At 59.5% G+C, this 14,002-nt stretch carries 14 protein-coding genes; all 14 read left to right on the plus strand.

Annotated features, from left to right (window positions below; translation table 11 throughout):
• The first annotated feature begins 27 nt into the window (after nucleotides 1–27).
• The 14 genes from hscA (at nucleotide 28) to M5G20_RS16350 (ending at nucleotide 13,959) form a co-directional block, all read left to right on the plus strand.
• Nucleotides 28–1,890, plus strand: coding sequence for a Fe-S protein assembly chaperone HscA (gene hscA / locus M5G20_RS16285; RefSeq protein ID WP_273919911.1), 1,863 nt, complete (start codon nucleotides 28–30; stop codon nucleotides 1,888–1,890).
• A gap of 2 nt (nucleotides 1,891–1,892) precedes the next feature.
• Nucleotides 1,893–2,234 (plus strand): ISC system 2Fe-2S type ferredoxin, encoded by a 342-nt coding sequence (gene fdx, locus M5G20_RS16290; RefSeq protein ID WP_020795601.1) that lies wholly within the window; start codon nucleotides 1,893–1,895, stop codon nucleotides 2,232–2,234.
• A gap of 14 nt (nucleotides 2,235–2,248) precedes the next feature.
• The gene (gene iscX / locus M5G20_RS16295; RefSeq protein ID WP_017123703.1) at nucleotides 2,249–2,449 is read left to right on the plus strand and encodes a Fe-S cluster assembly protein IscX; all 201 of its coding nucleotides are present in this window, start codon (nucleotides 2,249–2,251) and stop codon (nucleotides 2,447–2,449) included.
• A gap of 88 nt (nucleotides 2,450–2,537) precedes the next feature.
• Nucleotides 2,538–2,963 (plus strand): nucleoside-diphosphate kinase, encoded by a 426-nt coding sequence (gene ndk, locus M5G20_RS16300; protein ID WP_024014216.1) that lies wholly within the window; start codon nucleotides 2,538–2,540, stop codon nucleotides 2,961–2,963.
• Between the two features lie 28 nt (nucleotides 2,964–2,991).
• The gene (gene rlmN, locus M5G20_RS16305; protein WP_273919912.1) at nucleotides 2,992–4,134 is read left to right on the plus strand and encodes a 23S rRNA (adenine(2503)-C(2))-methyltransferase RlmN; all 1,143 of its coding nucleotides are present in this window, start codon (nucleotides 2,992–2,994) and stop codon (nucleotides 4,132–4,134) included.
• Between the two features lie 16 nt (nucleotides 4,135–4,150).
• Nucleotides 4,151–4,909 (plus strand): type IV pilus biogenesis/stability protein PilW, encoded by a 759-nt coding sequence (gene pilW, locus M5G20_RS16310; protein ID WP_273919913.1) that lies wholly within the window; start codon nucleotides 4,151–4,153, stop codon nucleotides 4,907–4,909.
• Nucleotides 4,909–5,946 carry a RodZ domain-containing protein gene (locus M5G20_RS16315; protein WP_273919914.1) on the plus strand — a complete coding sequence of 346 codons (1,038 nt, stop codon included), beginning with the start codon at nucleotides 4,909–4,911 and terminating at the stop codon, nucleotides 5,944–5,946. The genes pilW and M5G20_RS16315 overlap by 1 nt, the downstream gene beginning before the upstream one ends.
• Before the next feature lie 3 nt (nucleotides 5,947–5,949).
• Entirely contained in the window at nucleotides 5,950–7,059 is a 1,110-nt protein-coding gene (gene ispG / locus M5G20_RS16320) for a flavodoxin-dependent (E)-4-hydroxy-3-methylbut-2-enyl-diphosphate synthase (protein WP_003185136.1), read from the plus strand.
• Nucleotides 7,060–7,096: 37 nt separating this feature from the next.
• On the plus strand, nucleotides 7,097–8,386 hold the full coding sequence (hisS, locus tag M5G20_RS16325) for a histidine--tRNA ligase (RefSeq protein WP_273919915.1): 1,290 nt from the start codon (nucleotides 7,097–7,099) through the stop codon (nucleotides 8,384–8,386).
• Between the two features lie 41 nt (nucleotides 8,387–8,427).
• Complete coding sequence (locus M5G20_RS16330; protein WP_273919916.1) at nucleotides 8,428–9,069, plus strand: tetratricopeptide repeat protein; 642 nt, start codon at nucleotides 8,428–8,430, stop codon at nucleotides 9,067–9,069.
• Nucleotides 9,062–10,213: an outer membrane protein assembly factor BamB gene (bamB, locus tag M5G20_RS16335; RefSeq protein ID WP_273919917.1), complete on the plus strand. Its 1,152-nt coding sequence runs from the start codon at nucleotides 9,062–9,064 to the stop codon at nucleotides 10,211–10,213. The genes M5G20_RS16330 and bamB overlap by 8 nt, the downstream gene beginning before the upstream one ends.
• Before the next feature lie 139 nt (nucleotides 10,214–10,352).
• Nucleotides 10,353–11,822, plus strand: coding sequence for a ribosome biogenesis GTPase Der (gene der, locus M5G20_RS16340; RefSeq protein ID WP_150731982.1), 1,470 nt, complete (start codon nucleotides 10,353–10,355; stop codon nucleotides 11,820–11,822).
• A 209-nt stretch (nucleotides 11,823–12,031) separates the two neighbouring features.
• Entirely contained in the window at nucleotides 12,032–13,180 is a 1,149-nt protein-coding gene (locus M5G20_RS16345; protein WP_273919918.1) for a pyridoxal phosphate-dependent aminotransferase, read from the plus strand.
• Entirely contained in the window at nucleotides 13,168–13,959 is a 792-nt protein-coding gene (locus M5G20_RS16350) for an amidohydrolase (protein ID WP_273919919.1), read from the plus strand. The genes M5G20_RS16345 and M5G20_RS16350 overlap by 13 nt, the downstream gene beginning before the upstream one ends.
• Nucleotides 13,960–14,002: the final 43 nt, after the last annotated feature.

The raw sequence follows: 14,002 nt of genomic DNA on the forward strand, positions 1-14,002 counted from the left end.
CTGATATACAGATAAGTCCTGATAACGATGGCCCTACTGCAGATCGCCGAACCCGGCCAAAGTCCTCAACCGCACCAGCGTCGTCTGGCTGTGGGGATTGACTTGGGCACTACCAATTCGCTGGTCGCTGCGTTGCGCAGTGGTCTTTCCGAGCCTTTGGCTGACGCAGAAGGGCGGGTCATCCTGCCGTCTGCCGTGCGCTACCACGCCGATCGCGTCGAGGTTGGCGAATCCGCCAAACTGGCTGCCGCCACCGATCCCTTGAACACCGTGCTGTCGGTCAAGCGCTTGATGGGTCGTGGTCTGTCCGACGTCAAGCAATTGGGCGAGCAACTGCCGTACCGCTTTGTCGGTGGCGAGTCGCACATGCCGTTCATCGACACGATCCAGGGCCCGAAAAGTCCGGTGGAAGTGTCCGCCGATATCCTCAAGGTTCTGCGTCAGCGTGCTGAAGCGACGTTGGGCGGCGAACTGGTGGGCGCGGTGATCACCGTTCCGGCCTATTTCGATGATGCGCAGCGTCAAGCCACCAAGGATGCGGCCAAGCTGGCCGGTCTCAACGTGCTGCGTTTGCTCAATGAGCCGACGGCTGCCGCTGTGGCTTATGGTCTGGATCAGCATGCCGAAGGCCTGGTCGCGATTTATGACCTGGGTGGCGGCACTTTCGATATTTCGATTCTGCGCCTGACCGGCGGTGTCTTCGAAGTGCTGGCCACCGGAGGCGACAGCGCCCTGGGCGGCGATGACTTCGATCACGCCATTGCTGGCTGGATTATCGAGAGCGCCGGTCTGTCCGCCGATCTCGATCCGGGTGCGCAGCGTCAACTGCTGCAAACGGCCTGCGCGGCCAAAGAAGCGCTGACCAATGCCCCGTCGGTCGAAGTGGCCCACGGCAACTGGAAAGCCGAGCTGACCCGCGAAGCCTTCGATGCGTTGATCGAGCCAATGGTCGCGCGCAGCCTCAAAGCCTGTCGTCGTGCGGTACGTGATTCGGGCATCGAACTCGAAGACGTGCATGCCGTGGTCATGGTCGGCGGTTCGACTCGCGTACCTCGGGTTCGCGAAGCTGTCGCCGAAGCCTTCGGTCGCCAGCCGCTGACTGAAATCGACCCGGATCAAGTGGTGGCAATCGGTGCCGCGATCCAGGCTGATACGTTGGCCGGCAACAAGCGTGACGGCGGCGAACTGCTGCTGCTTGACGTGATTCCGTTGTCCCTGGGGCTGGAAACCATGGGCGGCCTGATGGAGAAGGTGATTCCGCGTAATACCACCATCCCCGTTGCCCGCGCCCAGGACTTCACCACTTATAAAGACGGCCAGTCGGCCATGGCGATCCATGTATTGCAGGGTGAGCGCGAGCTGATCAGCGACTGCCGTTCCCTGGCGCGCTTCGAGTTGCGCGGCATTCCAGCGATGGTGGCCGGTGCGGCGAAGATTCGCGTGACCTTCCAGGTCGATGCCGACGGTCTGCTCAGTGTCTCGGCCCGCGAGTTGGGTTCGGGTGTTGAGGCCAGCATCCAGGTCAAACCGTCCTACGGTCTGACCGACGGTGAAATCGCCAAGATGCTCAAGGATTCGTTCCAGCACGCCAATGACGACAAGGTTGCCCGCGTATTGCGCGAGCAGCAGGTCGACGCCCAGCGCCTGATCGAAGCGGTGCAGGCAGCTCTGGAGGCTGATGGCGAGCGCTTGCTGGATGCCGAAGAGCGCGTGGTCATCGATGCGCAGGTGCAGGAACTGACCGAACTGATGAAAGGTACTGATGGTTACGCCATCGAGCAGCAGACCAAGCGTCTGTCGCAAGTGACCGATGCCTTTGCTGCCCGCCGCCTGGACTCGACGGTCAAAGCCGCGCTGGCGGGGCGCAACCTGAATGAGATTGAGGAATAACGATGCCGCAGGTCATTTTTCTGCCACACGAGAAGTTCTGCCCGGAAGGCATGGTTGTGGAGGCTGAGCCTGGCATATCCATTCTCGAGCTGGCCCACGAACACCATATCGAGATGGAAAGCGCCTGTGGCGGCGTCTGCGCCTGTACCACCTGCCACTGCATCATCCGCGAGGGTTTCGACTCGCTGGAAGAGGCTGACGAGCTGGAAGAAGACTACCTTGATAAGGCTTGGGGTCTTGAGCGCGAGTCCCGTCTGGGGTGCCAGGCCAAGGTCGGTACCGAAGACCTGACCGTCGAAATTCCGAAATACTCGCTCAACCACGCAGCCGAAGCGCCGCACTGATTCAAGGAATTGTCATGAGTCTCAAGTGGACTGATGTGCTGGAAATCGCAATCCAGCTGGCTGAAAGCAAGCCCGACGTGGACCCTATGTCGGTCAACTTCGTCGATCTGCGCAAATGGGTGATGGAACTGCCCGAGTTCGACGACAAGCCTGAGCATTGTGGCGAGAAGATCCTGGAGGCCATTCAGGCCCACTGGATCGAAGAACGCGACTGAGCCACGCTGCAGGTTAGGCAATACCCAAGAACCCGCGTATAATTCGCGGGTTTAATTTTTCGCAAATTACCGTTTCTGGAGTTACACCATGGCTGTTCAACGTACTTTCTCCATCATCAAGCCTGACGCCGTTGCTAAAAACGTGATCGGCAAGATCACCACTCGCTTCGAAGACGCTGGCCTGCGCGTTGTAGCTTCGAAACTGAAGCAACTGTCCAAAGCTGAAGCCGAAGGCTTCTACGCTGAGCACAGCGAGCGCGGTTTCTTCGGTGACCTGGTTGCCTTCATGACTTCCGGTCCGGTTGTCGTTCAGGTTCTGGAAGGCGAAAACGCTATCGCACGCAACCGTGAGCTGATGGGCGCTACCAACCCTAAAGAAGCTGCTGCCGGTACCATCCGTGCTGACTTCGCTGAATCGATCGACGCCAACGCCGTTCACGGTTCGGACTCCGAAGCCGCTGCTGCTCGCGAAATCGCTTACTTTTTCGCTGCTACTGAAGTAACCACTCGCTAAGCATTGGCTTAAGAGTGAAGGTGAATCCATGACTACATCGACTGTAAAAACCAACCTGCTGGGGCTGACTCAACAGGAAATGGAAAAATTCTTCGACTCAATCGGGGAGAAGCGTTTCCGTGCCGGTCAGGTAATGAAATGGATTCACCACTTTGGCGTCGATGATTTCGACGCCATGACGAACGTCAGCAAGGCCTTGCGTGAAAAGCTCAAGGCTGTTGCTGAGGTCCGTGGTCCGGAAGTGGTCAGCGAGGACATCTCCAGCGACGGCACCCGTAAGTGGGTGGTGCGCGTGGCGTCCGGCAGCTGCGTCGAGACCGTGTACATTCCCCAGGGCAAACGCGGCACCTTGTGCGTTTCGTCCCAGGCAGGCTGTGCCCTGGATTGCAGTTTCTGCTCCACCGGCAAGCAAGGCTTCAACAGCAACCTCACCGCCGCCGAAGTGATTGGCCAGGTGTGGATTGCCAACAAATCCTTTGGCAGCGTCCCGGCAACCGTCGACCGTGCCATCACCAACGTGGTGATGATGGGCATGGGTGAGCCGCTGCTGAACTTCGACAACGTCGTTGCGGCCATGCATTTGATGATGGACGACCTGGGCTACGGCATTTCCAAGCGCCGTGTGACCCTGTCGACCTCCGGCGTGGTGCCGATGATCGATGAGCTGTCCAAGCACATCGACGTTTCCCTGGCGTTGTCCCTGCATGCACCGAATGACGCATTGCGTAACCAATTGGTGCCGATCAACAAGAAGTATCCGCTTAAGATGCTGCTCGAGTCGTGCCAGCGCTACATGTCGTCCCTGGGCGAAAAGCGCGTGCTGACCATCGAGTACACCTTGCTCAAGGACGTGAACGACAAAGTCGAGCACGCCGTGGAAATGATCGAGCTGCTCAAGAACATCCCGTGCAAGATCAACCTGATTCCGTTCAACCCGTTCCCGCATTCCGGTTACGAGCGGCCGAGCAACAACGCCATTCGCCGGTTCCAGGATCAGCTTCATCATGCCGGTTTCAACGTCACTGTCCGCACCACCCGTGGTGAAGACATCGACGCGGCGTGTGGTCAACTGGTAGGGCAGGTGCTGGATCGCACCCGTCGCAGCGAACGTTATATCGCCGTGCGTGAACTCAACGCCGACAACGATATGGCGCAGAACGCCGCGAAATAACCAAGAGAGGATCTCTATGTCCCTGCGCTTTGCGCTGCTTTTGCTATTGGCCAGCCTGTGTGCTGGCTGCGTGCTCTCGGGTGATTACAACCCGATGAAGACCAGCAAGGGCCGTGATGAAGCGCGCGAGGCCTATGTACAGCTTGGTATTGGTTATCTGCAGCAAGGCATGACCGAGCGCGCCAAAGTCCCATTGAAAAAAGCGCTGGAGCTCGATGGCTCCGACCCTGATGCCAATGCGGCGCTGGGGTTGGTGTTCCAGGCTGAAATGGAGCCTGAGCTGGCCGACGAGCATTTTCGCAAGGCGCTGTCTTCCCGTCCCACCGACGCAAGAATTCTCAACAATTACGGCAGTTTTCTGTTCGAGCAAAAGCGTTACAAGGAAGCCTACGAGCGCTTCGAACAGGCCACCGCCGATACCTTGTATCCTGAGCGTTCGCGCGTGTTCGAGAATCTCGGCATGACCGCTTCAATGCTCGGTCAACGTGAGTTGGCCCAGCAGCAACTGGAAAAAGCCCTGCGTTTGAATCGGCAACAACCACGCGCATTGCTGGAAATGGCTGAGTTGTCTTACGAAGACAGGCATTATGTGCCCGCGCGTGACTATTACGACCGTTTTAGCCTGCTCGCCGAGCAAAATGCACGTAGTCTATTGCTTGGCGTTCGGCTGGCCAAAGTGTTTGAAGATCGCGACAAGGCGGCCAGTTTTGGCCTGCAATTAAAACGACTCTATCCCGGTACACCGGAATATCAGCAATACCTGTCGGAGCAATGATGAAAGCGGCGCATCCTGAAGTTGTAGCAGCGAATCGCGTAAATCCCGGTGAGACCTTGCGCCAGGCCCGCGAAACCAATGGCTGGTCGCTGGCCGAAGTGGCCCTCAAGCTCAACCTCACCGTCAATTCCCTGAGTAATCTGGAAGCCGGTGCATTCGACAAGCTGCCAGGGCACACCTTCGCCCGTGGCTATATTCGCGCCTATGCCAAATTGCTCGGCATGGACCAGGCCGTTCTGGTTCAGCAATTCGACCAATCCACCGGTACCGACTCCCAAGGCAGCTCCGTGCATAGCCTGGGCCGTATCGAAGAGCCGGTGCGGGTTTCCCACACTATTTTGCGCATCGTCAGCCTGCTGTTGCTGGTGGCGGTGATTGGTGGTGGTTTTGTCTGGTGGCAGGATCAAACCGCACTGCGCACCAAGGACCTGATTGGCCTCACCCCGGAACACGTTGAAGTCGAAGGCGCCGATGGCACTACCCAGATTCATCCGCTGGACGAGCCGGAAGACCAGGCTGTCGTGGAAGGTCAGGCTGAAGGCGAGACTGCACTGGCGTTGCCGCAGGCCGAGACTTCGGCAGAGGCGCCGGCTGAAACTTCGATAACCGCACCGGCTGCGCCGACTGCAACAGCGCCTGCCGCGCCTGTTCAAAACGCCGCTCCGGTTGCCACCACCCCGGCAGCACCAGCCACTCCGGCCCCTGCTGTTCCGGCCGCACCCGCTCCAGTTGTGACGGCTCCTGTTGTACCGAGCACGCCCGCGCCAGCCCCGGTGACTACTGCACCTGTTGCCGGTCAAGGCCAGGTACAGATTCAATTCACGGCCGATTGCTGGACGCAAGTGACCGACGGTAGCGGCAAAGTGCTGTTCAGCGGTCTCAAGCGTAAAGGCGACAATGTTTCCGTCAGCGGCAAACCGCCGTTCGCTGTACGTCTGGGTTATGCCCGTGGCGCACAGCTCAGTTACAACGGTCAGGCGGTTGATGTTGCTCCGTTCACCAGTGGCGAGACTGCTCGCCTGAAGTTGGGTCAATAAGTCATGCACGGCGAATCTCCAATCAAACGTCGCGAATCGCGCAAGATCTGGGTCGGTAACGTGCCTGTTGGCGGCGATGCGCCCATCGCTGTGCAGAGCATGACCAACAGCGATACCAATGATGTCGCGGCCACCGTTGCCCAGATCAATCGTCTGGAAGCGGCGGGTGTCGATATCGTGCGGGTTTCCGTCCCGGACATGGACGCTGCCGAAGCGTTCGGCAAGATCAAGCAACTGGTCAAGGTGCCCTTGGTTGCCGACATCCACTTCGATTACCGCATCGCATTGCGCGTCGCCGAACTCGGTGTCGACTGCCTGCGGATCAACCCGGGCAACATCGGTCGTGAAGACCGCGTGCGCGCGGTGGTCGATGCTGCCCGTGATCGCGGCATTCCGATCCGTATCGGCGTCAACGCCGGTTCCCTGGAAAAAGACCTGCAAAAGAAATACGGCGAGCCGACCCCGGCTGCGCTGGTCGAATCGGCCCTGCGCCACGTCGAACACCTTGAACGCCTGAATTTCCAGGACTTCAAGGTCAGCGTGAAAGCCTCCGACGTGTTCATGGCCGTCGAAGCCTACCGCCTGCTGGCGAAAGAAATCGTTCAGCCGCTGCACCTGGGGATCACCGAAGCCGGTGGTTTGCGTTCCGGCACAGTGAAATCTGCCGTGGGCCTCGGTATGCTGCTTGCCGAAGGGATTGGCGATACTATCCGCATCTCGTTGGCGGCCGACCCGGTCGAGGAAGTGAAAGTCGGCTACGACATTCTCAAATCCCTGCACCTGCGCTCCCGTGGCATCAACTTCATCGCCTGCCCGAGCTGCTCGCGGCAGAACTTCGATGTGGTCAAGACCATGAACGAGCTGGAAGGGCGCCTCGAAGACCTGCTGGTGCCGCTGGATGTCGCGGTGATCGGTTGCGTGGTCAACGGCCCGGGTGAAGCCAAGGAAGCCCATATCGGCTTGACCGGCGGCACGCCAAACCTGATTTACATCGACGGCAAGCCGTCGCAGAAACTGACGAACGACAATCTGGTGGATGAGCTTGAACGCTTGATCCGCCAGAAAGCGGCCGAAAAGGTCGAAGCTGACGCTGCCGTTATTGCGCGCGGCTGACCCTGACCGAAGAGCCGAACGAATTTAAGGATTTAAAGTGAGCAAGTCTCTGCAAGCCATTCGTGGCATGAACGACATCCTGCCCGAACAGACTCCCCTGTGGCGTCATTTCGAGGGCACCGTTTCGCGTTTGCTGGATAACTACGGTTACAAGCAGATCCGCATGCCGATCGTCGAGTTCACCGAGCTGTTCAAGCGCTCCATCGGTGAAGTGACCGACATCGTCGAAAAAGAGATGTACACCTTCGACGACCGTAACGGCGATTCCCTGACCCTGCGTCCTGAAGGCACGGCGGCGTGCGTGCGTGCGGTGCTCGAGCACGGCATCACCGGCGGTGGCCAGGTCCAGAAGCTGTGGTACATCGGCCCGATGTTCCGCCACGAGCGTCCGCAGAAAGGCCGTTATCGCCAGTTCCACCAGATCGGTGTCGAAGTGTTCAACCTCGACGGTCCGGACATCGACGCCGAGCTGATCGTGCTCACCTGGCGGCTGTGGGGCGAGCTGGGTATCCGTGACGCGGTCAAGCTCGAACTCAACAGCCTGGGCACCAGCGAATCCCGTGGTCGTTATCGCGAAGCACTGGTCGAGTTCCTGTCCGGTCACCTGGACAAACTGGACGAAGACAGCCAGCGCCGCCTGAAGACCAACCCGCTGCGGGTCCTGGACACCAAGAACGCCGATACCCAGGCGATTCTGGTCGATGCGCCGAAAATGGCCGACTACCTCGACGACGAATCCCGCGTGCACTTCGAGGGCCTCAAGGCTCGCCTGGACGCTGCCGGCATTCCTTACGTGATCAACCCTAAGCTGGTTCGCGGGCTCGATTACTACAGCAAGACCGTATTCGAATGGGTCACCGACAAGCTTGGCGCCCAGGGCACCGTGTGTGCCGGTGGTCGTTACGACGGCCTGGTCGAGCAGATGGGCGGCAAGCCGACTGCCGGCGTTGGTTTCGCCATGGGCATCGAGCGTCTGGTGCTGTTGCTGGAAACCCTGGAGCAGATCCCTGAAGAGATCTCCCGTCAGGTCGACGTCTACCTGTGCGCCTTCGGTGAAGAAGCCGAGCTGGCCGGTCTGGCCCTGGCCGAGCGTGTACGTGATCAATTACCCAACCTGCGCCTGCAAGTGAATGCCGGCGCCGGGAGCTTCAAAAGCCAGTTCAAGAAAGCCGACAAGAGCGGTGCGCTGTATGCATTGATCCTCGGTGACGACGAGATGGCCCAGCAAGTGGTAGGTTTCAAACCCCTGCGTGGCCAGGGCGAACAACAAAGCATTGCCTGGGATGCGCTTGCCGCTCACCTGGCCACCTGCGTCGTGCAGGGTTGAAGCTGTCTAAACAGCCGATTTAGCGATTAAGGAGTATTGGGGTGTCGAGTACCGAAGACGAACAGCTGGCGGATTTGAAGGATTGGTGGTCACGCAACGGCAAGCCCCTGGTCACTGGTGGCCTGTTGGCGCTGGTCATCGTGTTCGGCTGGCAGGCGTTCCAGAAGTATCAGAGCAACCAGTCGCAAGGCGCCTCGATGCTCTATCAGCAATTGCTGGAAACCACGCTGACGCCTGATGGCAAGCCTGATGCGGCCCGTGTTTCCGATCTGGCCGGCAAGCTCAACAGCGAGTTCGGCGGCAGCGCCTACGCGCAGTACGGTAGCCTGTTCGTGGCGAAAGTCGCTGTCGACAGCGGCAAGCTCGATGACGCAGCCAGCGAGCTGAACGCCATTGTTGCCAAGCCAGCCAACCCGGCGCTGGGCGAAATCGCCCGTCAACGCCTGGCGCAAGTGCTGGCCGCGCAGAACAAGGCCGATGAAGCCCTGAAACTGCTCGAAGGCGATGCCGACAAGGCGTTCCTGGCTACTCGTGAAGAACTCAAGGGCGACCTGCTGGTGCAGTTGGGTCGTACCGATGAAGCACACGCGGCGTATCAAAAAGCCAAGGCGGCACTGTCGGATGAAGCGGCGGTGGGTGGCCTACAAATCAAGCTGGACGATCTGGCCAAAGGGGATGCGTGACGTGATCCGTTGGAAACATGCAGCATTGCTGGCTCTGGCCATTCTGGCCGCGGGTTGCAGCAGCAACAGCAAGAAAGAATTGCCACCGGCCGAGTTGACCGACTTCAAAGAAGAAGTGGTCTTGCAGAAACAGTGGAGTCGTTCGATCGGTGACGGTCAGGGCGAAACCTACAACATGCTGGTCCCTGCGGTCGATGGCGATACCATCTATGCCGCCGACGTGACCGGGGTGGTGATGGCACTGGATCGCAGCAACGGCGACGTCAAGTGGAAGAAAGATCTCGAACTGCCTGTTTCCGGCGCCGTTGGCGTGGGTTACGGGCTGCTGACGATCGGTACGATCAAGGGTGAAATCGTTGCCCTGGACGCCATCAACGGCGAAGAGAAATGGCGCGCTCGCGTGTCCAGCGAAGTCCTCGCGCCACCGGCCAACAACGGTGACGTGGTGGTGGTTCAGACCCAGGACGATCGTTTGATCGGTCTGGATGCCGCGACCGGCAACCAGCGCTGGTTGTACGACAGCACCCCGGCGGTACTGACCCTGCGTGGCACCAGTGCGCCGATCGTCACCAACCGCCTCGCGGTGGCTGGTCTGTCGACCGGTAAAGTGGTCGCTCTGGACATTTCCAACGGCGTGCCGGTGTGGGAACAGCGTGTAGCGGTCCCGCAAGGTCGTTCGGAGCTGGAACGTGTTGTCGACATCGACGGCGGCTTGCTGCTGTCCGGCGGTACTTTGTATGTCGCCAGCTACCAGGGTCGCGTTGCGGCACTGGACCTGGAAAGCGGTCGTCAGCTCTGGCAGCGTGATGCTTCCAGCTATGCCGGTGTCGCCCAGGGTTTCGGTACCGTTTATGTGAGCCTGTCTTCGGGCACCGTTGAAGGCATCGACGAGCGTTCCACCAGCGCATTGTGGAGCAACGACTCGCTGGCCCGCCGTCAACTGTCGGCTCCGGAAGTGTTCTCCAGCTACGTTGCAGTCGGTGACCTGGAAGGTTACCTGCACTTGCTGAGTCAGGTGGACGGTCGTTTCGTCGGCCGCGAACGCATCGACAGCGACGGCCTGCGTGCCCGTCCGCTGGTGGTGGGTGACACGATTTATGTCTATGGCAACAGCGGCAAACTGGAAGCCCTGACCATTAAGTAAAGGTTTGACTATGCTTGGGGTTAATCCCCAAGCGGCCCCGTTCCGTGGGGCTCGCAGCGCTTACAGGCGCTGCCCCGAGCACCAGCCGCTGCCTCGCAGCGGCTTTTGTATTTTCTGAAATAACGAAGTGGAGAGCCGCATGGTTCCCGTAATCGCCCTGGTGGGCCGACCGAACGTCGGCAAGTCCACCTTGTTCAACCGCCTGACCAGGACTCGCGACGCCATCGTTGGCGACTTGTCCGGTTTGACCCGTGATCGCCAATACGGTGAGGCCAAGTGGCAAGGGCGTTCCTACATTCTGGTCGACACCGGCGGTATCTCCGGTGACGAGCACGGTATGGACGAAAAAATGGCCGAGCAGTCGCTGCTGGCCATTGAAGAAGCGGATGTTGTTCTGTTCCTGGTAGATGCCAAGGCCGGTTTTACCGCCGCCGACCAGATGATCGCCGAGCACTTGCGCAAACGTAACAAGCGTTCCTACGTGGTTGCCAACAAGGTCGACAACATCGACCCTGAAATGGCTCGCGCCGAATTCGCTCCGTTGGGCATGGGCCACGCGATTCCAATCGCCGGTGCGCACGGCCGTGGCATCACCCAGATGCTGGAAATCGCCTTGAGCGACTTCCCGAAAGACGAAGAAGAGCCGGAAGACGGCGAGGAAGAGATCGTTGCCGAAGGCGAGGAAGCCAAGCGCATTCCTGGCCCTAGCGAAAAAGACGGGATCAAGATCGCCATCATCGGTCGTCCGAACGTTGGCAAATCGACCCTGGTCAACCGTATGCTCGGTGAAGACCGGGTTATCGTCTATGACCAACCCGGCACTACGCGCGACAGTATCTACATCCCGTTCGAACGGAATGAAGAGAAGTACACGCTGATCGACACCGCCGGTGTGCGCAAGCGCGGCAAGATTCACGAAGAAGTCGAAAAATTCTCCGTGGTCAAAACCCTGCAGGCGATCAAAGACGCCAACGTGGTGATCTTCGTGATGGACGCCCGCGAAGGCGTTGTGGATCACGACCTCAACCTGTTGGGCTTTGCCATCGAGTCGGGTCGTGCGCTGGTTATCGCGATCAACAAGTGGGACGGCATGACGCCGAGCGAGCGCGACTTCGTGAAGGTCGAGTTGCAGCGTCGTCTGTTCTTCGTTGACTACGCCGACATCCACTTCATCTCGGCACTGCACGGCACCGGCGTGGGCAACCTGTACGCATCCGTTCAGAACTCGTTCAAGTCCGCGGTTACCCGCTGGCCAACCAACCGCCTGACCCAGATCCTGGAAGATGCAGTTGGCGAGCACGCGCCGCCGATGGTCAACAACCGCCGGATCAAGCTGCGCTATGCCCACCTGGGTGGCGCGAACCCGCCGATCATCGTGATTCACGGTAACCAGATCGAGAAAGTGCCGAAGTCGTACGTGCGCTATCTGGAAAACACTTACCGTCGTGTCTTGAAGCTGGTCGGCACGCCGATCCGCATCGAGTTCAAGGGCGGCGAGAACCCGTACGAAGGCAACAAGAACTCGCTCACCGACCGTCAGGTCAACAAGAAGCGTCGCTTGATGTCGCACAACAAGAAGGCCGACAAGAAGCGCCGCGACAAGCGCTGACATTTCTGCAGGAGCCGGCTTGCTGGCGATGGCGTCACCGCGGTTCATCTGAATTACCGCAGTGACAGGGTCGCCAGCAAGCCGGCTCCTACAGGCCTCGGTCATAAGGAGGGCGCTCACTGGAGCGCCCTTTTTCATGCCTGTCGTTTGGGCTATCCTCGGGCTCTCCCGCGCCGACGTAGAGCCGGGTGTAGAGCAGGGAATCACCGATGATCACCAGTAAGCTGCCGAATGTCGGCATCACTATCTTCACTCAGATGTCTCAGCTCGCGGCGCAAACCGGGGCGATCAACCTGTCCCAGGGCTTTCCGGATTTCAATGCCCCCCAGGCCCTGTGCGATGCGGTCGGGCGTCACGTTGCCAATGGCCACAACCAGTATTCACCGATGACCGGGCTGCCGGCGCTGCGTCAGCAAGTGGTGGCGAAGATCGCCCGCAGCTACGGCATCCATGTCGATGCCGACAACGAAGTGACCATCACGCCTGGCGCCACCCAAGGGATCTTCTGCGCGATTCAGGCCGTTATCCACAGCGGCGACGAAGTCATCGTTTTCGATCCGTGCTACGACAGTTACGAACCGGCCACGGAACTGGCTGGCGGGCGTTGCGTGCATGTGCAGCTCGGGCTGGACGATTTTTCCATCGATTTCCAGAAGCTCGCTGAGGCGATCACGCCACGCACGCGGATGATTGTTCTCAATACGCCGCACAACCCGAGCGGGGCGCTGATCAGTCGTGCCGAACTGGATCAGTTGGCGGATCTGATTCGTGGCCGCGACATTTACATTCTCAGCGACGAAGTCTACGAACACCTGGTGTTTGACAGCGTGTCCCACGTCAGCGTGTTGAATCATGAAGAGCTGTATCAGCGTGCCTTTGTGGTCAGTTCGTTCGGCAAGACCTACCACGTTACAGGCTGGAAAACCGGCTACGTGGTCGCGCCACCGGCGCTGACGTCGGAGCTGCGCAAGGTTCACCAATACGTGAGCTTCTGTGGTGTGACGCCACTGCAATACGCGTTGGCCGATTTCATGGCCGAACACCCGCAGCACGTTGAAGAGCTTCCCGCGTTCTATCAGGCCAAGCGTGATCTGTTCTGCGATCTGCTGGCGCCGTCGCGTTTCAGTTTCACCCGGGTGACTGGTACCTATTTCCAGTTGGTCGATTACTCGCAGATCCGCCCTGACCTCAATGACGTCGAAATGGCGCTGTGGATGACCCGCGAACACGGTGTGGCGAGCATCCCGATTTCGGTGTTCTACCAGACACCACCTGAAGGCCAGCGCCTGGTGCGGCTGTGCTTTGCCAAACGTGAGGAGACCCTGCGTGAAGCAGCGGAAAAACTATGCGTGATCTGACTGCACTGCCGAACCTGACCGTTGCGTTGATTCAGACTTCGTTGGCGTGGCATGACCGCCAGGCCAACCTTGAGCATTTCGAGCTGTTGCTGGAGCAGGCTCGCGGCGCTGACTTGATTATCCTGCCGGAAATGTTCACCACCGGCTTCTCCATGGAATCGCAAACCCTTGCCGAGCCGGAAAACGGTCCGACCAGCAAATGGCTGCGGGCACACGCTTCGAGGCTTGATGCGGTGATCACCGGTAGCGTGATCGTTCAGGCCGCTGACGGCAGCCATCGCAATCGCCTGCTGTGGGCGCGGCCGGACGGTGAGGTGTTGCATTATGACAAGCGCCATCTGTTCCGCATGGCCGGTGAGCATAACCACTTCACGCCCGGCGAACGCCAGGTGCAGTTCGAGCTCAAAGGCTGGCGCGTGCGGCCGCTGATTTGCTACGACTTGCGCTTCCCGGTGTGGAGTCGTGATGCTCAGGACACCGACCTGCTGCTGTACACCGCCAACTGGCCGGGTGCGCGGCGCCAGCACTGGAACCGCTTGCTGCCGGCGCGGGCGATTGAAAACCTGTGCTATGTGGCGGCGGTGAATCGTATCGGCACTGACGGTAAAGGCTTTGCCTATACCGGTGACAGTCAGGTGCTGGATTTCCAGGGCGAGACGTTGCTCGGTGCGGGGGAGGCGGATGGTGTGTTCACGGTGGTGCTGAATGCGGCGGAACTGGCGGCGTATCGCAGCAGATTTCCGGCGAATCTGGATGCCGACACCTTCGAGTTCACCTGAGTTCGTCGTCGCCTGACCTGGCCTCTTCGCGGGCAAGCCCGCT

It is taken from the genome of Pseudomonas sp. TNT2022 ID1044, from assembly GCF_028656895.1.
In the GTDB taxonomy this organism is placed as follows: domain Bacteria; phylum Pseudomonadota; class Gammaproteobacteria; order Pseudomonadales; family Pseudomonadaceae; genus Aquipseudomonas; species Aquipseudomonas reinekei.